Annotated in this window: 21 protein-coding genes; 13 read left to right on the top strand and 8 right to left on the bottom strand. The window is 73.0% G+C overall.

The features are described from left to right. Window positions 1-70 precede the first annotated feature (70 nt). Genes BXA11_RS20195 through BXA11_RS20210 form a run of 4 tightly spaced genes read left to right on the top strand, consistent with a single transcriptional unit; the run spans window position 71 to window position 3,708 of the window. Window positions 71-1,297 carry a flavin monoamine oxidase family protein gene (locus BXA11_RS20195; RefSeq protein WP_083744426.1) on the top strand — a complete coding sequence of 409 codons (1,227 nt, stop codon included), beginning with the start codon at window positions 71-73 and terminating at the stop codon, window positions 1,295-1,297. Further along, the gene (locus BXA11_RS20200) at window positions 1,294-2,223 is read left to right on the top strand and encodes a Rieske 2Fe-2S domain-containing protein (RefSeq protein ID WP_076436771.1); all 930 of its coding nucleotides are present in this window, start codon (window positions 1,294-1,296) and stop codon (window positions 2,221-2,223) included. Before BXA11_RS20195 ends, BXA11_RS20200 begins: the two co-directional genes overlap by 4 nt. Further along, the gene (locus BXA11_RS20205; RefSeq protein WP_076436772.1) at window positions 2,223-3,008 is read left to right on the top strand and encodes an alpha/beta fold hydrolase; all 786 of its coding nucleotides are present in this window, start codon (window positions 2,223-2,225) and stop codon (window positions 3,006-3,008) included. Before BXA11_RS20200 ends, BXA11_RS20205 begins: the two co-directional genes overlap by 1 nt. Next, window positions 2,995-3,708 (top strand): VOC family protein, encoded by a 714-nt coding sequence (locus BXA11_RS20210; RefSeq protein WP_076436774.1) that lies wholly within the window; start codon window positions 2,995-2,997, stop codon window positions 3,706-3,708. Before BXA11_RS20205 ends, BXA11_RS20210 begins: the two co-directional genes overlap by 14 nt. Here BXA11_RS20210 and BXA11_RS43230 read toward each other — a convergent pair. The 3 genes from BXA11_RS43230 to BXA11_RS20220 form a co-directional block, all read right to left on the bottom strand. Then, window positions 3,668-3,838, bottom strand: coding sequence for a hypothetical protein (locus BXA11_RS43230; RefSeq protein WP_156080758.1), 171 nt, complete (start codon window positions 3,836-3,838; stop codon window positions 3,668-3,670). The two genes, BXA11_RS20210 and BXA11_RS43230, sit on opposite strands and share 41 nt — an antisense overlap. A gap of 125 nt (window positions 3,839-3,963) precedes the next feature. Beyond that, on the bottom strand, window positions 3,964-4,809 hold the full coding sequence (locus BXA11_RS20215; RefSeq protein ID WP_143734414.1) for a zinc metalloprotease: 846 nt from the start codon (window positions 4,807-4,809) through the stop codon (window positions 3,964-3,966). Between the two features lie 192 nt (window positions 4,810-5,001). After that, a complete protein-coding gene (locus BXA11_RS20220; protein ID WP_076436777.1) occupies window positions 5,002-5,658 on the bottom strand; it encodes a TetR family transcriptional regulator in 657 nt (218 codons plus the stop codon). Between the two features lie 209 nt (window positions 5,659-5,867). Between BXA11_RS20220 and BXA11_RS20225 the strand changes: the two genes are divergently transcribed. Next, complete coding sequence (locus BXA11_RS20225) at window positions 5,868-6,935, top strand: acyl-CoA dehydrogenase family protein (protein WP_076436779.1); 1,068 nt, start codon at window positions 5,868-5,870, stop codon at window positions 6,933-6,935. After that, the gene (locus BXA11_RS20230; RefSeq protein WP_076436781.1) at window positions 6,935-8,107 is read left to right on the top strand and encodes an acyl-CoA dehydrogenase family protein; all 1,173 of its coding nucleotides are present in this window, start codon (window positions 6,935-6,937) and stop codon (window positions 8,105-8,107) included. The genes BXA11_RS20225 and BXA11_RS20230 overlap by 1 nt, the downstream gene beginning before the upstream one ends. A 31-nt stretch (window positions 8,108-8,138) precedes the next feature. On the opposite strand, the gene BXA11_RS45415 is transcribed toward BXA11_RS20230, so the two are convergent. Continuing rightward, the gene (locus tag BXA11_RS45415) at window positions 8,139-10,172 is read right to left on the bottom strand and encodes a hypothetical protein (protein ID WP_076436782.1); all 2,034 of its coding nucleotides are present in this window, start codon (window positions 10,170-10,172) and stop codon (window positions 8,139-8,141) included. 282 nt (window positions 10,173-10,454) lie between these two features. On the opposite strand from BXA11_RS45415, the gene BXA11_RS20240 reads away from it, so the two are divergent. From BXA11_RS20240 to BXA11_RS20265, 6 genes are all read left to right on the top strand, one after another. Beyond that, window positions 10,455-11,525, top strand: coding sequence for an ABC transporter ATP-binding protein (locus BXA11_RS20240; protein ID WP_076436784.1), 1,071 nt, complete (start codon window positions 10,455-10,457; stop codon window positions 11,523-11,525). Further along, a complete protein-coding gene (locus BXA11_RS20245; RefSeq protein WP_030506164.1) occupies window positions 11,522-12,196 on the top strand; it encodes an ABC transporter permease in 675 nt (224 codons plus the stop codon). Before BXA11_RS20240 ends, BXA11_RS20245 begins: the two co-directional genes overlap by 4 nt. Then, window positions 12,193-12,855, top strand: coding sequence for an ABC transporter permease (locus BXA11_RS20250; protein WP_076436786.1), 663 nt, complete (start codon window positions 12,193-12,195; stop codon window positions 12,853-12,855). Before BXA11_RS20245 ends, BXA11_RS20250 begins: the two co-directional genes overlap by 4 nt. A 39-nt stretch (window positions 12,856-12,894) precedes the next feature. Beyond that, window positions 12,895-13,815 (top strand): ABC transporter substrate-binding protein, encoded by a 921-nt coding sequence (locus BXA11_RS20255; protein WP_030506162.1) that lies wholly within the window; start codon window positions 12,895-12,897, stop codon window positions 13,813-13,815. Window positions 13,816-14,084: 269 nt separating this feature from the next. Beyond that, window positions 14,085-15,284, top strand: coding sequence for a cytochrome P450 (locus BXA11_RS20260; protein WP_204053775.1), 1,200 nt, complete (start codon window positions 14,085-14,087; stop codon window positions 15,282-15,284). A gap of 87 nt (window positions 15,285-15,371) precedes the next feature. Further along, entirely contained in the window at window positions 15,372-18,599 is a 3,228-nt protein-coding gene (locus tag BXA11_RS20265) for an AfsR/SARP family transcriptional regulator (RefSeq protein ID WP_076436789.1), read from the top strand. On the opposite strand, the gene BXA11_RS20270 is transcribed toward BXA11_RS20265, so the two are convergent. The 3 genes from BXA11_RS20270 to iolD form a co-directional block, all read right to left on the bottom strand. Beyond that, complete coding sequence (locus tag BXA11_RS20270; protein ID WP_076436791.1) at window positions 18,583-19,332, bottom strand: ABC transporter permease; 750 nt, start codon at window positions 19,330-19,332, stop codon at window positions 18,583-18,585. The genes BXA11_RS20265 and BXA11_RS20270 overlap by 17 nt on opposite strands. Further along, entirely contained in the window at window positions 19,329-20,273 is a 945-nt protein-coding gene (locus tag BXA11_RS20275) for an ATP-binding cassette domain-containing protein (protein ID WP_076436792.1), read from the bottom strand. The genes BXA11_RS20270 and BXA11_RS20275 overlap by 4 nt, the downstream gene beginning before the upstream one ends. Window positions 20,274-20,366: 93 nt before the next feature. Beyond that, a complete protein-coding gene (iolD, locus tag BXA11_RS20280; RefSeq protein ID WP_076436794.1) occupies window positions 20,367-22,229 on the bottom strand; it encodes a 3D-(3,5/4)-trihydroxycyclohexane-1,2-dione acylhydrolase (decyclizing) in 1,863 nt (620 codons plus the stop codon). A 311-nt stretch (window positions 22,230-22,540) separates the two neighbouring features. Between iolD and BXA11_RS20285 the strand changes: the two genes are divergently transcribed. After that, window positions 22,541-22,999, top strand: a complete 459-nt coding sequence (locus tag BXA11_RS20285) for a flavin reductase family protein (RefSeq protein ID WP_076436976.1) — start codon at window positions 22,541-22,543, stop codon at window positions 22,997-22,999. Here BXA11_RS20285 and sppA read toward each other — a convergent pair. Next, on the bottom strand, window positions 22,992-24,683 hold the full coding sequence (gene sppA, locus BXA11_RS20290) for a signal peptide peptidase SppA (RefSeq protein WP_076436977.1): 1,692 nt from the start codon (window positions 24,681-24,683) through the stop codon (window positions 22,992-22,994). The genes BXA11_RS20285 and sppA overlap by 8 nt on opposite strands. Window positions 24,684-24,760: the final 77 nt, after the last annotated feature.

The raw sequence follows: 24,760 nt of genomic DNA on the forward strand, positions 1-24,760 counted from the left end.
GCTCACACGATCACGGGTCACAAGATCACGGCACGGCCACGCTACTACAGCGCGGCCGCCGCCGGAATGAATGCGGACAACTGCGGACCGGACGGACCCATGGGAGGCAGCGATGCGAGTCGATGTAGTGGTTGTGGGCGCGGGCGTCAGCGGCCTGACCGCCGCACGGCGGCTGCACGCCGCGGGTCTGGCCGTCACGGTGCTGGAAGCCAGGGACCGCGTCGGCGGGCGGGTGCGCACCCACCGGCCCTCCGACGGCGGTCCGGCGATGGAGCTGGGGGCTCAGGTCGTCCACGGCGACCGCAACCCCGTCTGGGACGTGCTCGAACCCGGCGCGGCCGAGCCGGTGCAGCCGGGCAACGCCCTCGTGGCCGCGGCGGGGCGGGTGCTGCCGCTGGGCGTGCTCGCCCGGCGGGGACAGCCGCCGTGGGCCGTGGAGCAGAGCCTGCTGCGGGACCCGAGGGAGGACGTGCCCGTCGCGGAGCGGCTCACCTCCGGCGACCAGGCCGAATGGCTGCGGCAGAACTGGGCGGCCGACCCCGGGTCCCTCAGCGCGGCGGGAATGGCCGCGGGACGCCGCGCCGACGACGTCGGCGAGGGCCGCTACGCCATACGTGGGGGCTTCGACCGGCTGCCCGGCGTGCTCGCCCGCGGGCTCGACGTGCGGCCGGGCAGCCCGGCCAGGAGCATCGCCTGGTCGCCGGGGCGGGTGGAGGCCCGTCTCGACGAGGGCGCGGTGACGGCCGCGGCTGTGGTGGTGACCGTGCCGCCGCCCGTGGTCGCGGGCGGGGCGCTCGCGATCGCGGACATGCCGGCCCGCAAGCGGGCGGCGGCCGAGTCGCTGCGCCTCGGCGACGCCTGGTGCGGGGTGGTGACGCTGTCGCGGCCGGCCCCGGAGTCGGCCGTCGTGTTCGACGCCGAGGGCGGGCTGGGCTTCGTCACCTGCACCGCCGGCAGCACGCGCGTCCTGGTGGTGGCCAAGGCGGGGGCCGCCGCGCGGGCGCGCGAGGCGGCCCGCGGAGGGCCGCCCCCGCTGGGCCGGGTGCTGCCCTGGGCCGGGGACGCCCGGCCCGAGCACGTCGAGGCGGCCGACTGGGGAGCGGACGCCTGGGCGACCGGCGCGTTCACCTATCCCCGGGTCGGCGGCCTGTGGGCGCGGGCGGCGTGGGCGGAGCCGATGGGCGGCACGGTGTTCTTCGCGGGCGAGGCCACGGCGGCCGGTGTCCCGATGGTTCAGGCGGCCATGGCCAGCGGCGACCGCGTGGCCGGAGAGGTCCTGGAGGCGGTAGGGCGATGATCGGGAAAGTGCACACGGGCTGGTATCTGCTGGCGTTCGAGGAGGAACTCGCCGAGGGGCTGAACCCCTTGATGCTCGGCGGGCGGAGGCTGCTCGCCGTACGGGAGGGGTCGCGCGTCCGCGTGTTCGACGGGTTGTGCCCGCACCGGGGTGCGGCCCTGGGCCACGGCGGCACCTTGGACGGCGACTGCGTCATCTGCCCCTTCCACGGCAAGCGGGTGGCACTCGGGGACACGGCGCGGCGCTGGTCGGTCGCCGAGCACGCGGTCGAGCGGGCGGGCGCGGCGGTGTTCGTACGGCTGTCCTCCGACGACGACCGCGGCTTCCAGCGGGCCATCAAGGAGGTGGCCGACGGCAACATCGTCGTGAGCGCTGTGATCCAGCCGGTGGCGGTCCCTTCGGAGTACGTCGTGGAGAACGCCTTCGACGCCGAGCACTTCCACCAGGTGCACCTCGTGCCCCGGGTGATCGGCATGCGGGTGTCGCCGGGTCCCGACGGGGAGATGGCGATCGAGGGGGAGTTCCGCACCAAGGCCCCGCCATGGGAGCGGGAGCGCCGGCTCGACTTCGCCTCCCGGTTCTACGCCCGTGCCTTCAGCCCCAACCTCGTCATGACGGAGCTGGGCACGGCGGACGCGCCGTACACGATCATCACGGGCGCCGTGCCCACCCCGGACGGCTGCGTGGGGCGGGTCGCCATCGCACTGCCGCCGGAGCGGGCCGATGCGCTCGACGCGCTGGTCCACGGCGCGCGGTACGCCTTCGAGCAGGACCGCGTCGTCTGGGATCACCTCGATCCGGACGCACCGCAGCGCTACGACGCCGCAGACCGGCCCGTGCTGGCCTTCCGGCGGTTCTGCGCCACCTTCGGCGCCGTTCCGCCCGCCGGAACCGCTTCCGCGGCGGTGACGGGGGAGCCGGCGTGATGCGGGTGCACGCGAGCGGGAGCGGCCCGGCCGTGCTGTGGCTCCACGGCTACACCATGGACTCCACGACCTGGCGCGACCTGTGGGCGCTGCTGCCCGGCCGGCGGCACGTCGGCGTCGACCTGCCGGGCCACGGAGGGTCCGGCCCGATGCGGCCCGGCACGACCCTGCCGGACCTGGCGGCCGAGATCGCGGCTATCGCGCGGGCGGAGGGGGTGCACGACGTCGTCGCCCTGTCCTTCGGGTCGCTGGCGGGGATCCAGCTCGCCGTGGACGCGCCCGACGTCGTACGGCGTCTCGTCGTGGCGGCCCCCACCATCGCGGGCGCGCCCAGCGAGCCGGGGACGGCCCCGCGCTACCGCGAGCTGATGGCGCTGCGGCGGGCCGGCGCGGACGGCGCCGCGCTGGCGGACGTCTGGATGTCCTCCCCGCCCGACATCTTCCGTGGCACCGAGGCGCACCCCCGGCTGCGGGCGAGCCTGCGGACGGTCATCGCCCGGCACGGCTGGGACGAGCTGCGCACCGGCGCGATGGCGGCGTTCCACCGGCACATCCACACCGACGAGGCGCTCGGCGCGATCAGGGCCGACACCCTGGTCCTCGTCGGGGACGCCGAGATGCCGACGTTCGCGGCCAACGCCGACCGGCTGGGCGCGCTCGTCCCCCGCTGCCGGGTCGTGGAGATGGCGGACGCCGGTCACCTGTGCCTGATCGAGCGCCCGGAGGCCGCCGCGCCGCTCATCTGGTCCCATCTGGAAAGGAGCCGGGTGGATGCCCAGGCGTGAGACGTACGCGCAGGGCTCGCCCTGCTGGGTGGACTACATGGCGGCCGACCCGGAGGGTGCGCGGGACTTCTACGCGACCCTGTTCGGCTGGACCTTCGGCGAGCCCGAGGAGTACGGCTACCGCCTGGCGCGGCAGGCCGGGGAGGTCGTCGGAGGATTCGGCCAGGTGCCGCCGGGGCGGGGGCTGACCGCCACCTGGAACACCTACCTGGCGGCGAAGGACGCCGACGCGGTGGCCGGGCGGGTGAAGGCGCTCGGCGGCGCGGTGGTGCTCGGGCCGCTCGCGGCCGGCGAGAACGGGCGGTTCCTGTTCGCGATCGACACGACGGGCGCGGCGGTCGGCTTCTGGCAGGGGCACTGGGCGGAGGGCATCGTCCTGGTCGACGAGCACGGCGCGACCTGCGGCCACGAGCTGAGGGCGGCCGATCCCGGCGGCGCCCGCGCCTTCTACGCCGGGATCTTCGGGGAGGAGACGGCGCCAGGACGGGAGGTGCGCGGCGTGCCGGACGGCATGTCCCCTCAGTGGGTGTCCTACTTCTTCGTGGACGACGTGCCCTCGGCGGCCCTGGCCGCGCGACGGGCGGGCGGCGGGGTCGCCGAGGCGGGGGACGACGGGCGGGAGGCGGTGTTGCGCGACCCGTGGGGCGCGCTGTTCGGCGTCAGGGACGGCCGGTCCCGCTCCGGGGGCGGAACCAGATGAAGAACGCGGCCACGAGGAGCGCTCCGACGATCACGACGACCGTGCCCACGGTCTTGTCGATCATCAGCGACACGACGACCGCGATCGCGTAGACCAGCGGCACGATGAGGCGGATGTTGCTCAGTCCCATGACGGCTCCCCGGAAGAAAAGAATTCGCCGTAGGCATCATCGGCCATCTTTCCGGGGGCCGTCCAGCGCGCTTCCGGTTATTACGTATCCGGATTGCGGTGCGTACGTATGCGTATTCCGGGCGGTCAGATATTCAGGCCGGGCCGCAGCACGAGCAGATAGAACGCGACCACGGCGGCGTAGCCGAGAAACGCCCACACGGGAAGCCGCCAACCGGCGTCGGTCTTCTCCTTGCGTTCGTACGGCCGGCCCGCGTTGAGCGTCATGAATCCGACCAGCGCCATTCCCGGCCCCCAGCAGCCGAGGATGCCGTAGAAGACCACCTCGGGGTCGCCGCCGAGCCCGGCGGGCACCAGCAGCGCCAGGCCGATCAGGTAGGGGATCCACAGGCGGGTCACGGACGCCTTGCGGTCGCGCGGGGTGTCCAGTGGCACGCTCGCGGGCAGCGAGTCGAGATACATCCGGCTCAGCGGCCGGGTGACCAGGTAGAGCAGCGCCATGCCGGCGGCGGTGACGAGGAACTGGACGGCGACGGGCACGTGGTAGAGACGGGCCAGGACGCCGGTGTCGCCCACCGTGAGCAGCGGCATGACCACCAGATATCCGAGGAACGCCGTGATGCCGGTCATCGCCAGCCACATCAGCAGCAGGCGCGGATAGGACGGCCCGCGCCGGCGGTACAGCGCCCAGCAGACGAGGCCGGTGACGAGGCTGCCTATCGGGCCGCCGGCCGCCACCAGGGCCTCCTGCGCCCGTTCGGGCGAGGGCACGTGCAACTCGACGAACTGGCCGATGGCGGGGTGGAACCCCACCGCGCGGGCGGCCAGCGCGTGCGCCCCCTCGTGCAGGAACACCTCGACGAGTTGTGCCGTCGCGTAGGACAGGGCGAGCGGTCCCCAGGCCGCGCGGAGGGAGGGGATGGGCGGAGAGGCGGTGTCCCGCCGGGCCGGGATCTCGGGGGGGCTCGTCACCCTGTCATGGAACCAGAACCCGCAGAGGCGGTCCAAGCGCTTTCCCGCAATTGGAATTTAATTCCAATAGGAGTGGAACTCGTTCTAGCAGGAGACGACGGCCCGTCCATCTCGCATATCCGTCTTACCCGGGGGTGCGGACCTCGTGTCTCGGAGGGTCGCGGTGATTTCACCGGGTGGCGAGAGGAAAGTCTAGAAACCCGCCAGCAGCCGCTCGGCCGCGATCTCGATGCGGTGCTGGATCTGCTCGTACGTGCGCCGCCCGCGCAGCATCTCCAGCAACTCCTGCACCCATACTCCCGCGAGGGAGCCGGTGAGCGCGAGCTGGTCCTCCGGGGGAAGGCTCACCGTGCGGCCGTCGGTGGCGACGCGCAGGAGCAGGCTCGCCATCCTGTCGCCGAACGGCGCCTCCACCTCCGCCATGATCAGGGAGCGGATGAGCGCGTCGGCGAGCTCCGGCTCGCGCATCAGGCCCCGGGTGGCCCGCATCAGCACGTCGACCGCGCGGCCCGCGGGGTGGGCGGCGTGCGGCGGGCGCCGCTCGATGCTGGACTCCAGCAGGTCGATCTCCTCGCCGACCACCGCCACGACCAGGTCCATCTTGGAGGGGAAGTAGCGGTAAAGCGTTCCCAGGGCGACGCCGGCGCGCTCGGCGACCGTGCGCATCTGCATCGCCTCGACGCCTCCGCGGGAGGCGAGGGCGGCCGCCGCCTGGACGATGCGCCGGCGCCGTTGGTGCTGGCTCCGGGTGCGAGCCCCCGGGGTGGCCGGGGCCGGATGGGCGCCCGTGGCGGAAGGGCCTTCGGGAAGCGGTGGTGGAGCGTCGGCGACTGCATGCGAAGTGCGCATAGGAACACGTTATCTGATTCCCGTCCACTCCGGATGGTTACCCGTCAGTCACAGAAGTGCTGGCGGCTATATGACTTTCCTGTTTCGGCCGCATGTCGTCGCCGGTTCGGGAGCATCCCTCTGGACAGAGATTAGAATCCGTTCTAGTTTGCGGTCCTGGGCGGGGATCTCGCCCCGCAGTCAGGTCCGTGGAACACGCGGGAGGTCCGGTGGACTTCGATCTCGACGAGACCCATGCGGAGTTGCGCGCGCTGGCCGCGTCGGTGCTGGACCGGGAGGCGGACCAGGCCAGGATCGAGGCGCACGAGCGCGGCGGCAGGCCGTACGACGCGGGGGCGTGGAAGGCGCTGGCACAGGCGGGCCTGCTCGGCGCGTGCCTGCCTCCGGAGGCGGGCGGCGCCGGGCTCGGCCCGCTCGCGATGGCGGTGATCCTGCGTGAGGCGGGGAGCCGCGTGGCGCCCGTTCCCGCGTTGCCCGGCCTGATCGCCGCGCTGACCGTCGCCGGGCACGGCACGGACGCCCAGCGCCGGGCGCTCGCGTCGTTCGCCGAGGGGGAGGAGGTGCTCGCCGTCGCCTTCCGCGAGGCCGGGGCGGGCCCGGGCGACCCGCCTTCCGCCATCGCCAGGGACGGAAGGATCACCGGGCGGCCCGGCGTCGTCCCGTACGCCGCCGAGGCGTCGGCCATCCTCGTGCCGGCGCGGTCCGGGGACGGGGCCGCGCTGTTCCTCGTGCGGCCCGCGGACGCGCGGTTGCGGCCGGTCCCGACGGCGACCGGGGAACCCGCGGCCGCGGTCGTCCTGGAGGACGCGCCGGGCGAGATGGTGGGGGAGCGGGACGGCGCGGCCGTCGCCGCGCTGCGGCTGAACACCCTGGCCGCGGTGACCGCGACCGCCTCCGGAGTCCTCGCGGGCGCGCTCGCGCTGACCAGGGGACACATCGCCGCGCGCAGGCAGTTCGACCGGGTGCTCGCCGAGTTCCAGGCCGTGACCATGCAGATCGCCGACGTCTACATCGCCGCACGCGCGCTCGACGTCGCCATGTGGACGGGAGTGTGGCGGCTGGGCGAAGGGCTGCCCGCGGAGCGGGATCTGGCCGTCGCCGCCTACAACGCCACCGCGGACGCCGTACGCGCGCTCTACACCTGCCAGCACCTGCACGGCGGCATCGGCCTCGACCTGACCTATCCGCTGCATCGGCACTTCGGCCTGGGCAAGCACCTCGCCCATCTGCTGGGCGGCGAGCAGGCCCAGCTCGACCTGATCGGAGCCCTGGTCTGATGTTCATCGAGTTGACGGCGGAGCAGCGGCGGCTCCGCGACGACCTGCGGGAGTACTTCGCGTCCTGCCTGACCGCCGAGCAGCGCGCCGAGATCGCCCGCGACCCGTTCGGCGAGGCGTACATGACGCACTGCCGCAGGCTGGGCCGCGACGGCAAGCTCGGCCTCGGATGGCCGAAGGAGTACGGCGGGGACGGATACGGCCCAGTGGAGCAGCAGATCTTCGCCAACGAGGTCGCCCGGGCGGAGGTGCCCTACCCCCTGATCACGCTGCAGACGGTCGGCCCGACGCTGATGCGGTACGGCACGGACGCGCAGAAGGAGTTCTTCCTGCCCCGCATCCTCGCCGGGGAGTGTCACTTCGCGATCGGCTACAGCGAGCCGGAGGCGGGCACCGACCTGGCCTCGCTGCGGACGACGGCGGTGCGCGACGGCGACCACTACGTGGTCAACGGCCAGAAGGTGTTCACCTCGGGCGCGCACCACGCCGACTACATCTGGCTGGCGGCGCGCACCGATCCGGCGGCCCGGAAGCACCGCGGGATCACCATGATGATCGTCGACTGCGGGGACCCCGGGTTCTCCTGGACACCGATCTTCACGATGGACGGCCGCCACCACACCAACGCGACGTACTACTCGGACGTGCGCGTCCCGCTCGACATGGTCGTCGGCGAGGTGGACAAGGGCTGGGACCTGATCGTCAACCAGCTCAACTACGAGCGCGTCACGCTTGGCCCCGCCGGCAACATCGGGCACACCCTCGACCGATTCGCGCGCTGGGCGAAGACCGGCAGGGGACGCGACGGCGCGCCGCTGTGGGAGCACCCCGACGTACGGCGGGCCGTCGCCGAGGTGTACGCGTACTTCCGCACGAACGAGCTGCTGAACTGGCAGGTCGCGGCGTCGATGGATCTCGGCTGGCTGGGCGCGCCCGACGCGTCGGCCACCAAGATCTACGCCTCGGAGCGGGCGCAGGACATCGGCCGGATCGTCGGCGACACGCTGGCCCGCTTCGGCGACCCGTACGACGAGGAGACGCGTGACCTGATCGAGCGGGTCGACCGGGGCGTCAAGGGCGCGCTCGTGCTCACCTTCGGAGGCGGCGTCAACGAGGTCCAGCGGGAGCTGATCGCCATGCTCGGGCTCGGGCTGCCCAAACCGCCACGATGAGCACGCGCCCGGCGGTGCGGGCGTCGCGGGCTCAGGGCGTGAAGACCGTCGGCACGTTGAAGAAGACGATCAGCGCGATGATCAGGCAGATCAGGATGCCGACGGCCTCCCACAGCCAGTCGTAGTGCCGGTCGCCCTTGACCCGCCGGCCCTTGCGCGTGCCGTTGCTCGCGCCCCTGCCGGCACCGCTGCTCGCGCCCCTGCTCGCCCCGCTGCCGGCGCCGGACGGCTTGCCGGCGTGCTTGCGGGCAGGGCGGCGGGAGGCGGCGGCCGGAGGCGCGGAGATCGCCGCGACGGCCGGGTGGACCAGGGCGTCGGTCTCCGTCCCGGACGCCGTGACGGCACGCGCGCCGGAGGTTCCCCCCGGCGGCTCCTCGGCCGGGAGGAGGGAGGACCCGGCCGGTCGCCCGGCCTCCCGCGGCGCGGGAGTGAACGCGTCCACGGGGGGAGCGGCCGGGAAGAGCGCCTCGGAGGGCGGCGTCAGCGGGGGTTCGCCGGACGGCTCCTCGATCCGCGGGAAGCCGGACGGTTCCCCGGTCTGCGGGAAGGCGCCGGTGGGCTCGGCCTGCCGCGAGGCGTCCGCGGGCTCGGCCGTACGGAACGCGTCGAAGGGCACGGCGAAGCGGAGCGTGTCGAACAACGCGTCCAGCGGCTCCGCGGGTCGGGACGTGCCGGAAGTCCCGAAGGCGTCGAAGGGCTCCGCGGGGTGCGGGGTGGCTTCGAACGCGTCACGAGGTTCCGCGGGGCGCGGAGCGCCGGACGTGCCCGCGAAGGCGTCGAAGGATTCCGCGGGGTGCGGCGTGGCGCCGAAGGCGTCGAAGGGCTCCGCGGGGCGGAGTGTGCCGGAAGTCCCGAAGGCGTCGAGGGGTTCCGGGGTGCGCGGTGGGGCGCCGAAGGCGTCGAGGGGTTCCGCGAGGCGCGGTGTGCCGGAAGTGCCGAAGGCGTCGAAGGGACGCGCGGCGGTGCCGAAGGCGTCGAACGGGTCCGTACGGGGAGAGGCGGCGGCGCCGAAGGCGTCGAACGACTCGGGGGCGGCCGCGACGTCCGGGGCAGGTGGCGGCGTTGTCGACGTTGTCGACGTTGTGGACGTGGCGGGCGCCGGTTCCTGCGGGGGTGCCTGCGGCTCCACGGGCGCGGCCAGGGCCTCCGGCCGCTCCGGGGTCTCCGGCCGCTCCGCGGGCGCGGGCCGAGCGGTGCGCTTCCTGCGCAGACGGCCCTCGCCGAGCGAGTTGAGCAGCGCACCGCGCAGCCGGGGCATCGGCTCGGTCGTCGCCTCGTGCTTCGCCCTGCGCCGGGAGCCCTGCGGCTGCGCGATCGCGTCGGCCTTGACCACGCACGTGTTGGTGACCTGGTCGGGGTCGCTCAGCGGCAGCGGCCACGTCGGAGTGGTCGGCCACAGCCTCTTGGTGATCAGCCCGGAGGACTGCTCCCCTCCCGCGGTGGCGCTCCCCGGCTCGTCGTACGGCAGCGCCGCCAGCACCCGGTCGCGTACGGTCGCGGCCGGCCGGCGCCAGGGCAGCCGGGCCAGCACGTCGCCGAGGGGGGAGACGCAGATGGCGTCGTAGACCTCCGCGACGGAGGCGGGCACGAACGGCGCCGATCTCGCGGCGGTCACCGCCGTCTCCAGCGTCTGGGCGAAGCGGCGCGTCGCTCCGGCGATCAGCTCCTCGGCGGTGTCGGCCGCCACGTCGAGGACCAGCGACAGTTCCGGCGCCGGCAGGCCGCACACCTCCGACAGGAGCAGGACCTCACGCTGGTGTGGCCGGATGTCCCGGAACACCCGCTCGATCAAGGAGGTGGCGGGGTCGGCGACGGAGTCGACCGCGGGCAGCGCGTAGCTGACGTCCCGGCGGTAGATCTCCCGGCGCGCCAGCGCGTAGAGCGCGCCGCGCGAGGGCGGCTCGGCGGCCGGAGCGGTGGTGAAGACGGCCACCACGGCGTCGGCGGCGGACGCGGTCTCACCGAGCTGGTCGTGGCAGTACGCGAACAACCCCGCCGCGTGACGCTCGTAGAGCTCGGCGATCAGCTCGCTCCTGGAGCGCAGACCGGTGAGCGGTGCAGTCACGACCGGCTCCTCTGAGGTTCTTGGCTGGTCCGTTCTGAGGGACGCGGCGGAGGGACGGGAGAGGCGTGAGAGTAATCATGCCAACACATCACCGCGTCACGCATCATGAGATGCCCTATTGATAGATATCTAGGCCCGGATTTCGGGTGTTCCCGCCGTAGGCTGGCCGCTGGGTGTTGTGTCCGGAACGGGTCGCGTTGGATATCCAGGGGGTTCGGAGGGAAGAGTGAGGGGCCTCCCGCTGTTGGCTTGATCGCACACTCTTTCGAAGGGCGAGATGGCGTGATCACGTTCGAAGACGTCACCAAGCGCTACCGGGACGGGACGGTGGCCGTGGCCGACCTCAGTCTGGAGGTGCCCACCGGTGCGATCACCGTGTTCGTGGGCCCCTCGGGCTGTGGCAAGACCACGTCGCTGCGGATGATCAATCGCATGATCGACGCCACCTCCGGCCGCATCACCCTGGACGGCCAGGACGTGCGCGAGATCGACCCGCCCACGCTCCGGCGCGGCATCGGGTACGTGATCCAGCAGGCGGGCCTGTTCCCGCACCGCAAGATCGTGGACAACGTCGCGACGGTGCCGTACCTGCTGGGCTGGAGCAAGAGGAAGGCGCGCGCCCGCGCGATGGACCTGCTCGAACTGGTCGGGCTCGACCCCGGCCTGGCGGGCCGCTATCCCTTCCAGCTCTCGGGCGGGCAGCAGCAGCGCGTCGGCGTGGCCCGGGCGCTCGCGGCCGACCCTCCGGTGCTGCTCATGGACGAGCCGTTCAGCGCCGTCGACCCGATCGTGCGGGCCAGTCTCCAGGACGAGCTGCTGCGGCTGCAGTCGGAGCTGCGCAAGACGATCGTGTTCGTCACCCACGACATCGACGAGGCGGTCAAGCTCGGCGACACGGTGGCCGTCATGCGCGTCGGCGGGCGGCTGGCCCAGATGGCCGGCCCGGCCACGCTGCTCACCGAGCCCGCCGACGACTTCGTTCGCGAGTTCCTCGGCCGCGACCGCGGCATCCGGCGGCTGTCGTTCATCTCGGCCAAGGAGGTGCGCCTGCGCCCGGCGCCGTCCGATCTGGCGACCGACGAGGACGGCAGGCCGCTCGGCTGGCGCACCGCGAACGGGCTCGCGGCGTACGGCACCTTCACCCCCGAGACCGACTCGCTGCGCGCGGCGCTCGACGCGGCGCTGCTGTCGGCCAACGGCACCGCGGTCGCCGTGGACGAGGAGGGCCGCGTGCGCGGCGTGGCCGGCCGGGACGCGATCGACGAACTGCTCGCCGAGTACGCGCCGCCCGCGTCGGGCGGCTCAGGCGAGGGCTCCTCCGGCGACGGCTCCTCCGAGGAGGCGCCCGCGTGACCGACGAGCCCCTGGTCCGCTGGGACTGGATCGCGCGCAACTGGGCCAACGGAGGCCCCACCGCGATCAGCGCCCTGCTGGAGAACCATGTCGTGATGGCCTTCCTGCCCGTGCTGTTCGGGCTGGTCGTGGCCCTGCCGCTCGGCCTCGCCTGTGTGCGCTGGCGCTGGCTCTACCAGCCGACCGCCGCGCTGATGAACGTCACCTACTCGCTGCCGTCCCTGGTGCTGTTCTCGATCTTCCTGTCGATCACCGGGCTCACCCGGTCGACCGTGGTCATCCCGCTGACGTTCTTCGCGCTCGCGGTGCTGATCCCCGCCGTGGTGGACGGCCTGGCCTCGGTGCCCGATGCCGTACGGCAGTCGGCGGTGGCGATGGGGTTCCGGCCCGCGCGCCGGCTGCTCCGGGTCGAGCTGCCGGTCGCGGTGCCGGTGGTCCTGGCCGGGCTGCGGGTCGCGACCGTCTCCAGCATCAGCCTGGTCAGCGTGGGCGCGCTCATCGGCCAGGGCGGGCTGGGCAACCTGTTCATCGACGGCTGGCAGCGGCAGTTCTACACGCCGATCACGGTCGGGATCGTGCTCATCGTCCTGCTCGCCGTGCTCGCCGACGGGCTGCTCGTGCTCGCCCAGCGGCTGCTGACCCCCTGGTCCCGGGCGAGGAGGACGGCGTGAACTGGCTGGCCGGCTTCTTCGGCGACCCGGCGCACTGGTCGGGCCCGGACGGCATCCCGGTCCGGCTGCTCGAGCACCTGGAGTTCTCGGCCGGGGCCTTCCTCGTCGCGGCGCTGATCGCCGTGCCGCTCGGACTGCTCATCGGCCACACGGGCCGCGGCGCGCTGCTCGTCGTGGTCGCGGCGAACGCCGCCCGGGCGCTGCCGACGCTCGGCCTGCTCGTGCTCGTGGTGCTGCTGGCGGGCGTGGGGACCGTCCTGCCGGTATTGATCCCGCTGATCGTGCTGGCGGTGCCGCCCATCCTGGTGAACACGTACGAGGGCGTGCGGGGGGTGGACGCCGACCTGCGCGACGCGGCGTACGGCATGGGCCTGCGCGGGCGTCAGGTGCTGTTCCAGACGCTGACCCCGGTCGCGCTGCCGCTGATCCTGCTGGGCCTGCGCCTCGCCGCCATCCAGGTCGTCTCCACCGCCACCGTCGCGGCGTTCGTCGGGCTGGGCGGGCTCGGCCGGTTCATCATCGACGGCCTGGCGACCAAGACCTACGCGGACGTGGTCGGGGGAGCGGTCCTGGTGGCCGCGCTCGCCCTGGCCGTTCAGCTCGGCTTCGTCCTGCTCGACCGGGTGGCCGTCTCGCCCGGTGTCCGCCAGGTCCGCTAATCTCGATTTTATCCCCCTATAATGAAGGGATTTTCTGTTATGAGGCGTATCTTCGGCGTCGCGGCGGTCGCCCTGACCGCGGCGCTCACGTTATCGGCCTGCGGGGGCTCCGACCCCCTCTCCACGACCGCGTCCGCCGCCCCGTCGGCGTCGGGCTCGGGGGACGCCGCCGCCACGAAGGTCGTCGTCGGCTCCTTCAACTTCCCCGAGAGCGTCCTGCTCGCCTCGATGTACGCCCAGGCCCTCCAGGCCAAGGGGGTCACGGTCGAGGAGAAGCCCAACATCGGCAGCCGCGAGGTCGTCTACGACCAGGTCAAGAGCGGCGGCCTGACCGTGCTGCCCGAGTACGCCGGGTCGCTGCTGGCGTTCGTCGACAAGTCGAGCACGGCCAGGACCAAGGACGAGATCCTCGCGGGCCTGAAGGCCAAGCTGCCCCCGGAGCTGGAGATCCTGGAACCGGCGGCGGCCGAGGACAACAACTCGCTCACGGTCACCAAGGCCACGGCCGACAAATACCAGCTCAGCACCATCGAGGACCTCGTCAAGGTGGCGAAGGACTTCGTGGTCGGCGGCCCGCCGGAGTTCAAGCAGCGTCAGGAGGAGAACTTCAAGAACGTCTACGGCCTGGAGTTCAAGCAGTGGAAGCCCACCGGCGACACCACCGCTGACGCGATCAAGAGCGGCACGGTCCAGGTGGGCAACGTGTTCACCACCGACCCCAAGATCGTGCTGAACGACCTCGTGCCGCTGCAGGACAGCAAGAACGCCTTCGGCTCGGAGAACGTGACGCCCCTCGTCTACAAGGCCGGGGTGAACGACACCGTGACCTCCACGCTGAACGCGGTCTCCGCCAAGCTCGACACCCAGACGCTGGTCACCCTGATGAAGCGGATCGCCGTCGACAAGGACGACCCGCCCGTGGTGGCCAAGGACTGGCTCACGCAGAGCGGCCTGCTCTGACGGCGAGGACATAGACGCGAGGGCATAGACGAACGCCTCCCGGCGGAGCACGGCTCGTGCTCCGGACCGGGAGGCGTTCGTCTGTGTTCACCGGACGGCGATCGGCCCGGCGCGGTGTCGTGTCAGCGGCCGCGTCAGCACGGCGACGGCCCGGTGTCAGCGCGACCGGCGACGGTGGATGCCATGAACGGCTCAGTGCACGCGGCCCCGGGGCCGCGGAAGGCTTCCGCAGACGACACCGTGCTCGGCGGCTGACGAGGGGAATGGCCATGGAACACACCGTCACCACGCTGCCGGCCGCGCGTAAGCCCGGCTGTCCCTTCGACCCGCCGGCGGAGCTGATCGACGCCCGCCGGCACGGCCCGATCAGCCGCTACCGCTTCCCGGACGGACACGAGGGCTGGCTGATCACCGGATACGACCTGGTCCGGTCGGTCCTGGCCGACCCCCGGTTCAGCTCGCGCAAGGAACTCATGCGCCACCACCCGCTGATCGACTTCGGCGAGATCGAGGTCCCCCCGGCGCCGCCCGGCGAGTTCCTCCTCATGGACGACCCCCAGCACAGCCGCTATCGCAAACCGCTGGTGGGCAGGTTCACCGTACGCCGGATGCGACTGCTCACCGAGCGCGTCGAGCAGGTCACCGCCGACCACCTGGACGCCATGGAGAAGGCCGGGCCGCCCGCGGACCTGGTGACCGCGTTCGCCAAGCCCATCCCCTCCGTCATCATCTGCGAGCTGCTGGGCGTGCCGTACGAGGACCGGGGCTTCTTCCAGGACAACATCGACGCGTTCCTCGGCGGGGAGGCCGGCGACGAGGAGCTGTTCGCGGCCTACACCGCGACCCAGCGGTACCTCGCGGAACTGGTGGCCGCCAAGCGCGTCACCCCAACCGACGACGTGCTCAGCGACCTCACCGACAGCGACCTGACCGACGAGGAGCTGCAGGGGATCGCCCTCATCCTGTTGTCGGCCGGGTTCGACACCACCGCGAACATGCTGGCGCTGGGCACCTTCGCGCTGCTGCGTCACCCGGAGCAACTGGCCGCCTGGCGGGCCGATCCCGCGCTCACCGACCGGGCCGTGGAGGAGCTGCTGCGCTACCTGAGCGTCGCCAAGACGTTCATGCGGACGGCGCTGGAGGACGTCGAGCTGGGCGGCCGGACCATCGCCGCCGGGACGGCCGTCATCCTGTCGTACAACACCGCCAACCGCGACCCCGGGCGCTTCACCGATCCCCACGTGCTCGACCTCGGCAGGCAGGACGGCGGGCACCTGGCCTTCGGCCACGGCATCCACCAGTGCCTGGGTCAGCAGCTGGCCCGCGTCGAGATGCGGGTCGCCCTCCCCGCGCTGCTCAGCCGCTTCCCCACGCTGCGCCTGGCCGTACCGGCCGAGGAGGTCGGCCTGCGGCCGGAGACCGCGGACGTCTACGGGGTGAAGAGCCTCCCGGTCACCTGGGACGCGTGACCGCGAGACACGGCTGACCGCGGCTGACCGCCGCTGACCCGCGGCGGCGGTTAGCCGATATCGCCACGGCTCGGCACAATTGCTCACGTGCGAGTCGAACTGCTCGGACCGTTCGAGGTCCGCGACCACGACGGGGCCGTGGTGGAGGTTCCCGGGATTCGGCTGCGCGCACTGCTCGCCGCGCTCGCCCTCGAACCCGGCCGGATCGTCACGCGGACGAGGCTGGTGGACTGGATCTGGGGGCGACGGCCGCCCGCGGACGAGGCCAACGCCCTGCAGGCGCTGGTGTCCCGGCTGCGCAGGGTGATGCCGGGTGGTGTGATCGAGGCGGACGCCGGCGGCTATCGGCTGGCCCTGGCTCCCGACGCCGTGGACGTGTGCCGGTTCGAGCACCTGGTCGGCCGGGCCCGTGCCGCCGGCCCCGCGGCACGGGCCGATCTGCTGCGATCGGCCCTGGCCCTGTGGCGCGGCCCGGCCATGGCGGACATCGCGCTGCGCGACAGCGACGCGTTCGACGCCGCGGTCGCGCGGCTGGACGAACTCCACGTCGCCGCGCTCGGCGACCGGGTGGCTGCGGATATTCGCCTCGGCCGCGGGGCCGAGCTGGTCTCCGAGCTGACCGAGCTGGTCGCCGCCCACCCGCTGCGGGAGGGGTTCGTCGCGGCCCTGATGCGGGCGCTCGCCGAAGCGGGGCGTACGGCCGAGGCGCTGACCGTGTACCAGCGGACGCGGGAGCGGCTCGCCGAGGAGCTGGGCGCCGATCCGTCGGCCGAGCTGTCCGCACTGCACACCGCGGTGCTGCGGGGCGAGCTGGGCCGGCGGGCGGACGACCACAGGACGAATCTGCGGGCCGAGCTGACGAGTTTCGTCGGCAAGGACGACGAGGTCTCCGCGGTCGCCGATCTGGTCGTCAGGCACCGGCTGGTCACCTTGGCGGGGGCGGGCGGCTCCGGCAAGACGAGGCTGGCCGCGGAGACCGCGCGGACGATGCTCGCCGGGCTGCCGGACGGGGCGTGGCTGGTCGAACTGGCCCCGGTGCGGGCGGGCGGCGACCTGGCGCAGGCCGCCCTCACCGCGATCGGCCTGCGTGACCAGGCGTTGCTCGGCGCCGCGCGGGGCGGGGAACCGATGGACCAGCTGATCGCCGCGGTCCGGGAGCGCGCGATCCTGCTGATCCTGGACAACTGCGAGCACGTGATCGAGGCGGCCGCCGCTTTCGCCGATCGGCTGCTGGGAGAGTGCCGGAGCCTGCGGATCCTGGCCACAAGCAGAGAACCGCTCGGCATCACCGGGGAGGTCCTGTGGCAGGTCGAGCCGCTCGCGCTGCCCGCGAAGGGAGCCGGCCCCGCCGAGGCCGGGGCCTCGCCCGCGGTGCGGCTGCTGCGCGACCGCGCGGCTCTGGTGCGCAAGGACGTCGGCTCCGACGCGCGCACCCTGTCGGCCATGGCGCGGATCTGCCGGGCGCTCGACGGGATCCCGCTGGCGATCGAACTGGCCGCGGCGCGGCTGCGCACCATGTCCGTCGACCAGCTGGCCCGCCGGCTCGACGACCGGTTCCTTCTGCTGACCGGCGGCAGCCGTACGGCGCTGCCCCGGCACAAGACCCTGCGCGCGGTCGTGGACTGGAGCTGGGATCTGCTGTCCGAGGCCGAACGCCGCGTGCTCCGGCGGCTGTCGGTGTTCTCCGGCGGAGCGAGCCTGGAGGCGGCCGAGCGGGTGTGCGGGGACGAGGCGTCGCCCGGGGAGCAGGTGCTCGACGTGCTGACCGCGTTGATCGAGAAATCGCTGCTGCTCGCCGACGGCGAGGACACGCCGCGCTACCGGATGCTCGGCACCATCAGGGAGTACGCGGCGCACCGGCTCGCCGAAGCCGGGGAGACCGAGCAGGCGCGCCGGGCGCACCTCGCCTACTTCGCCGAGCTGGCCGAGACGGCCGATCCGCACCTGCGCCGGGCCGGGCAGCTGGAATGGCTGGCCAGGATCGAGGCCGAGCACGACAACATCGGCGCGGCCGTGCGGGGGGCGATCGCCGAGGGATGGGCCCAGGAGGCGATGCGGCTGGTCGGGGCCGCGGGCTGGTACTGGTTCCTCAGCGGGCACAGGGCCGAGGGCACCGAGTTGAGCATCGCGGCGGCCTCGATGCACAGTGAGATGGCCAGTGAGATGCCCAGTGAGATGCCCAGTGAGATGCCCAGTGAGATGCCCAGTGAGATGCCCGGTGAGGCGCACGGTGAGGTGTCCGACGAGGTGCGCGCGATGGCGTACACCATCGTGGCGATGTTCGTGACCTCCAGGGTCGGCGGCGATCAGTACCAGGCGCGGGAGTGGATCCAAGGGGCGTACCGGCTCACCAGGGGCAGCGGGTACCGCAACCCCCTGCTCGGGTTCGTCGCTCCGCTGGAGCGGATGCTGCGCGAGCGGACGGATTTCCTGCCCGCGTTCGAGCCGCTCATCGCCGACGACGACCCGTGGGTGCGCGCGCAGGCCAGGCTCGCTCGTGGCCGGCTGCGGCTCACGCTCGGCGGCGACGAGACCGACGTGGACACCGACGCCGGGATCGCCCTCGGCGAGTTCCGCGCGCTGGGCGACCGGTGGGGGATCTCGCTGGCGCTGGCCTTCGTGGCCGATCGGCTCGCCATGCGCGGCGAGTTCGCACGCGCGTGCGAGCACTACGAGGAGGCGGTCGTGGCGCTGACCGAGGTGGGCGCGACCGAGGACGTGGTCGGCCTGCGGGCGCGGCAGGCGCAGCTGTACTGGCTGCTCGGCGACGAGCGGTCCAGCGCTCGCGCCATGGCGGAGGCGCAGCGGTGCGCGGGCGGGATCACCTGGCCGGCAGTGCTGGGCGAGCTGGCGTTCTCGCAGGCGCAGCTGGCGCGCTGGCGCGGCGAGCCGGATCAGGCGCGCCGGCATCTGGCCAGGGTGGGAATGGAGCCGGACAGTGCGGTGCAGGACCAGGCCGCCCGCGCCGCGGCCATGAACCTGTACGGCTACCTCGCCGAGGATCTCGGCACGGCTTGCGCCTGTCGGGCCGAGGCCTTCCGCGCGGCCGTGGAGTACGGATATCCGCCGACGATCGCCGAGGTGCTGGTCGGGATCGCGGATCTCGCGCTGCGCCGGGGAGACCACGAGCAGGCCGTGCGACTGCTCGCGGCGAGCGACGTCGTGCGCGGCACGCCGGATCGTTCGCACCCGGACGTTTCCAGGATCGCCGCGGACGCGCGGAACCGCCTCGGCGAAACCGTGTTCACCGAGGCGGTCCGTGACGGCCGGGGGCGGGACTGGCGCGAGCTGGCCGAGATCACGCTCGCTTCTTGAACGACGCGCGCGCCCACAGGTAGCCGATCAACGCCAGCCCCGCACACCAGGCGATCGCCGTGATTGCCGGGCCCGCCGACGGCGCGCCGGTCAGCAACCCGCGCAGGGTTTCGATGATCGGGGTGAACGGCTGATACTCGGCGAGCTGCCGCGCACCGGGACCCATCGTGTCGGCCGGCACGAACGCGCTGCTCAGGAAGGGAAGGAGCATCAGCGGGACGGCGGCGAAGCCCGCGCTCTCCGGCGTCTTCGCCGCGAGACCGAACGCGACGGTCAGCCAGCCGATCGCCAGCACCGTCAGCACGACGATGCCGATCACGCCGAGCCATTCCGCGAAGCTCGCCGACGGCCGGAATCCCATCAGGAACGCGACCCCGGTGACGAACGCGATGGCGACCAGGCTCCGCAGCATGGTGACGATCACGTACGCGTTCAGCACGGCGGCACGGGACACGTCCATGACGCGAAGCCGGTTGATGAACCCGGTCGTCATGTCGGAGTTCACCGCGACCGCGGTGGCGCCGACGCCGTAGCAGATGGTCGTCAGCATCAATCCGGGCGTCGCGTAGTCGGCGTAGCCGACGCCGACGCTGAACGCGCCGCCGAACACGTAGACCATCAGGAACATCAGAAAGACCGGCATGACGATGCCGTTGAACAGCGCCACCGGATTCCGCATCGTGTGCCGGAGGTTGCGCCGCAGCAGGGTCCTGGAGTCTGCGATGACGTTCATCGGGCGTCGGCCTCCTTGTTCGCGGTACCGGTGAGGGCGAGGAAGACGTCATCCAGGTCCGGGGTGTGCACCGACAGCTCCTCGACGTCGACGGAGTGCGCGTCGAGCTGTTCGAGCAGCGCGCGGAGCGACCGCACCCCGCCGTCGCCGGGCACCCGCACGGTCAGCTCTTCGTCGTCCCTCGTGGCCCCGGGCAGGATCCGGGCCGCGGCGTCGAGTTCGTCGCGGCTGGTGAACCGCAGGCGGATATGGCTGCCGGGGATCCGGCGCTTGAGCTCGCCGGCGGTGCCCTCCGCGACCAGCCGGCCCTGGTCGAGCACCGCGATGCGGTCGGCGAGCTGGTCGGCCTCCTCCAGATACTGGGTGGTGAGGAAGATGGTCGTACCGCCGGCGACCAACTCCCGGATGATCTCCCACATGGTGCGGCGGCTGCGCGGGTCGAGTCCCGTCGTGGGCTCGTCCAGGAAGATGATCTGCGGCTCGCCGACGAGCGTCATGGCGAGGTCCAGCTTGCGGCGCATGCCGCCGGAGTAGGACGCCGCCGGCCTGCTCGCCGCTTCCGCCAGGTCGAACCGGTCCAGCAACCGGCCGGCGATCCGTCTGCCCTCCGCCTTGGGCAGGTGCAGGAGATCCGCCATCAGCAGCAGGTTCTCCTCGCCGGTGAGCAGGTCGTCCACCGAGGCGAACTGCCCGGTGACCCCGATCGCCGCGCGCACCGCCCTGGTCTCCGTCGCCACGTCGTGCCCGGCGACGACCGCCGTGCCGGCGTCGGGGGCCAGCAGCGTGGTCAGCACGTTCACCGTCGTGGTCTTGCCGGCGCCGTTGGGCCCGAGCAGGGCGAAGATGGTGCCGGCTCTGACGTCCAGGTCGACGCCGTCGAGCACGACCTTGTCCTTGTATGCCTTTCGCAGCCCCGAGGCGGCGATCGCTGACCCGTTCATGGCATTCACGATCGCCGGGCGCTCTGATACCGGGCCGTCGCCGTGCTGACGCGGCCGCTGACACGGGCCGCCGCGGCGACGCGAGCGTCCACCTCAGAGATAGGGCCGCTGGTCACGCTTGGCCTCGTCGTAGCGCTCGCGCGCGGCGCGCGCCTCGGCGATCCCGGACACCTCGGCCACCGGCACGTCCCACCACGCCTCGGCGGCGGGTGCGGGACCGGGGACCGTCTCGACGTGGACCACGGTCGTGCGGAAAGACGCGACCGCCTTGGCGAGAGCGGCCCGCAGGGTCCGCGGGTCGGCCGCCGTCAGGACGTCGGCGCCGAGGCTGGCCGCGTTGGCGGCGAGGTCCACCGGGAGCCGCTCCCCGTCGAGCCGGCCGCCGGGGCCGCGCCTCCGGTAGGCGGTGCCGAGCCGGAGCGCGCCGACCGACTCGCTCAGCGCGCCGATCGAGGCGAAGCCATGGTTGTCCACCAGGACGATGACGAGCTTGACGCCCTCCTGCACGGCGGTGGCGATCTCCTGGGCCATCATCAGGTAGGAACCGTCGCCGACGAGCACGAACACCTCGCGCTCGGGGGCGGCGAGCTTCGCCCCCAGGCCCCCGGCGATCTCGTAGCCCATGCAGGAGTAGCCGTACTCGACGTGGTACTGCCCGGGGTCGGAGGCCCGCCAGAGCCGGTGCAGGTCGCCCGGCATCGACCCGGCGGCGTTGACCACCACCCCGCCCGCAGCGACCTCGTTCAGCACGCCCAGCACGACCGGCTGGGTCAGCTCGGTCCCGCCGTAGAACCGGTCGATCTCGGCCTGCCACGCGGCGGCCAGCCCGGCCGCCCGGCCCGTCCAGCCGGGGTCGGCCCGCCAGTCCACGTCGCCGAAGGCCGCGCCGAGCGCCTTCAGGGCCTCCCGCGCGTCGGCGACGAGCGTCTCGGCCGCGTGCTTGGCCGCGTCGAACGCCGCCACGTTGACGTTGAGGAACCCGGCCTGCCGGAACAGCGTCCGCGACGCGGTGGTGAAGTCGCCGAAGCGGGTGCCGATCCCGACGACCAGGTCGGCCTCGCGGGCCAGGGTGTCGGCCGCGCGGGTCCCGGTGTGCCCGATCGCGCCCACCGCGCACGGATGGTCGTACGGCAGCGCGCCCTTGCCGGCCTGCGTCTCGGCCACCGGCACGCCGTGGCGTTCGGCGAAGCGGGCCAGCTCGGCGCAGGCGCCGCTGTACCTGACCCCGCCCCCGGCGACGATCAGCGGGCGGCGCGAGCCGCGCAGCAGTTCGACGGCCCTGGCCAGGGCGGCGGGTTCGGGGACCGGCCGGGCCACGTGCCAGACCCGGCGGGCGAACAGCTCCCCGGGCCAGTCGTACGCCTCGGCCTGCACGTCCTGCGGCAGCGCCAGCGTCACCGCGCCGGTCTCGGCGGGGTCGGTGAGCACCCGCATGGCCCCCAGCAGCGCCGCGGGAAGCTGCTCGGGCCGGTTGACCCGGTCCCAGAAGCGGCTGACGGGCCTGAGGCAGTCGTTGACGCTGACGTCGTACGACCGGGGGTCCTCCAGCTCCTGCAGCACCGGTGAGGCGACCCGGGTGGCGAACAGGTCGCCGGGCAGCAGCAGCACCGGCAGCCGGTTGATCGTGGCCAGCGCGGCCCCGGTGACCATGTTGGTCGCGCCCGGCCCGATCGAGCTGGTGCAGGCGAGCGTGGACAGCCGGTCGGACTGCCGGGCGTAGCCGGCGGCCGTGTGCACCATCGCCTGCTCGTTGCGGGCCGGGTAGTAGGGCAGCGGGTCGCGGGTGCCCGCGCCCTGCTCCGCCAGGGCCTGGCCGATGCCCGCGACGTTGCCGTGCCCGAAGATGCCCATGCACCCGGCGATCAGCCGGTGCTCGACGCCGTCGCGTTCGGTCCACTGCCGCGCGAGGAACCGCACCAGTGCCTGCGCCACCGTGAGCCTCGTCGTGTTCGTCATGCGACACCTCCCAGGCGGGGATCGACGGGCCGGCCGGCCCACGTGTCGCGCCTCAACGCGTGCCCCGGGTCGTCGGAGAAGGCCGAGGACCGCTTGTCCGCCGGTCCGGCCAGGACGTTCAGCGGCGTCCCCCCTTCCCGTCTCTCCATCAGGGGCGTTCCCCGGATCCGAGGGCAGTCCCCGTGCCGGCCTGGACGGCCGCCGTGATCCGCTCGGCCCGGTTGCGTGTCCCGGTCCCCGGTGGCACAGTCGCACGCCGGAGGGGAAGGAGCCGGGGCGTGGGACCTCAGCAGGGACTGTTCACCGAGGCGATGGGGCAGCTCGCCGCGGGCGTGGCGGTCGTGACGGTCAAGGACGACCGCGACGACCTGGGCACGACGGTCGCGACCCTGATGTCGGTGTCGCTCGACCCGCCGCTCGTGCTGATCAGCCTGGACTCGGCCGGATACCTCGCCGAGGTGCTGCTGCGCAGGGATCGCTGGGCCGCGAGCGTCCTCGCGGACGGCCAGCAGGCGGTCGCCTCCAGGTTCGCCGCGGCCGGACGGCCGGGCGCCCGGCTCCTGCTGGCCGGGGTCGCCCATCATCGCGGCGCGCGCAGCGAGGCGCTCGTCGTGGAGCGCGGGGTGGCGGCGATCGAGGCCGAGACGACCCGGGTCGTCCCGGCCGGCGATCACACCCTGTTCATCGGGGAGGTCCTCAGGGTCGACTACGTCGACGCGTCCAAGGCCCCGCTCGTACGGCTGCGCTCCCGCTACCGTCCGGTCATCTGATCGTCCACCAGCCCGGCAGCACCAGCGGGCCGTACGCCGGGAGGCCGAGCTGCCCGGCCATCCGGGCGAGCGGCCCCCACGCCTCCAGGCGCACCCGGGCGAGCGCGGCCGACTTGTCCTCGCTGGACTCCGGCGGGCGCAGCCGCTCCAGGGGGTGCATGCGGGGATAGGTCCGCACGGGGGCGTCGCCGGGCAGCCCGGCCCGGCGGCGGGCCAGGGCGAGGGCCTCCTCCAGGCCGCCGAGCTCGTCGGCGAGACCGGCCTGCCTGGCGTCGGCGCCGGTCCACACGCGGCCCCTGGCCAGCTCGTGCGCCCGCTCCTCGGTCAGGCCGCGGCCCTGCGCCACCTTGCCCACGAAGTCGCCGTAGATGCGGTCGAGCCAGGCGTTCACCCGCTCCCACTGCTCGTCGGAGAACGCGGTGGACGGCGAGAACATCCCGGCGTTGGCGCCCTCGGAGACCGACTCGGTCACCACGCCGAGCTTGCCGAGCAGCTCGCCGACCACGGGCTTGCCGCCGAACACTCCGATCGAGCCGGTCAGCGTGCCCGGCTGGGCCACGATCACGTCGGCGGCCATCGACACGAAGTAGCCGCCGGAGGCCGCCAGGTCGCCCATCGACACGATGACCGGCTTGCCCGCCCGGCGCGCCAGCACGACCTCCCGCCAGATCGCGTCGGAGGCGACGTACGATCCGCCGGGGCTGTCCACGCGGAACACGATGGCCTTGACCTTCTCGTCCCGGCGGGCCGAGCGCAGGGCGGCGCAGATGGTGTCGGAGCCCATGGCGCCCCCGCCGCCCAGGGGCGAGCGGCCGCTGCGCCCGAGACGGATCATGCCGGTGCCGTGGACCAGGGCCACCGTGGCCGCGCCGGGGTGGGGGACCCTGCGGGACAGCGCGCTCTTGGCGTACCGCGACACGTAGAGGAGGTGCGCGCCCTCGTCGACGGTCTCGGCGTAGACCTCGTCGCGATACTTCAACCCGTCCACGAGCCCGGCCTCGACGGCCTCCGGCCCGATGAACGGCCCTTGGTCGATCAGCTCGCGCACCCGCTTGGGGTCGAGGCCGCGCCCCTCGGCGACGCCCGCGACGACCTGCTCGGTGACCGACTCGGCGATGCGCCCGGCGGACTCGCGGTGGGCGTCGGTCATGTGGTTCTGGGTGAAGGTGTTGGCCGCGGTCTTGTACTCGTGCCGCTGGCCGAGCTGATACTCCACCCCGGCCTTGGCGAGCGCGTCGCGCAGGAACCGCTGCTCCAGCGCCACCCCGGTCAGGCCCACGTCGCCGGAGGGCTGGAGGTAGACCCGTTCGAAGGCGCTGGCCAGGTAGTAGGGGACGGTGCCCGCGCCGAACTCGCCGAAGGTCTCGGCGAACGCGACGGTCCGCTTGCCCGCGGCCCGCAGCTTCACCACGGCCGTGCGCAGCTCCTGCACCATGCCGAGGCCGAGAGGGTTACCACCGATCTTGACGATCAGCGCGGTGACACGAGGGTCCTTGCGGGCGCGGCGCAGGCCCGACAGCACCTCGGCGAGGCGCGCCTTGCGCATGGACAGCAGAGCGGTGATGGGGTCGGCGGGCGGGCCTTCCGACAGCCCCTCGGTCAGGTCCAGTTCCAGCACGAGCGGCGCGGTGCGGCGCTGCCGCAGCTTGCCGACCGTTTCTACGATCGTCCTCGTCGCGTCCATGAATGCCACCATAAGCGAAGGTTTCGGCAGGGTGGTCGGACGATCAGGGCCCCCGCACGAGACGTGCGAGGGCCCGT

The sequence above is a fragment of the Microbispora rosea genome, assembly GCF_900156315.1.
GTDB classification, from domain to species: domain Bacteria; phylum Actinomycetota; class Actinomycetes; order Streptosporangiales; family Streptosporangiaceae; genus Microbispora; species Microbispora rosea.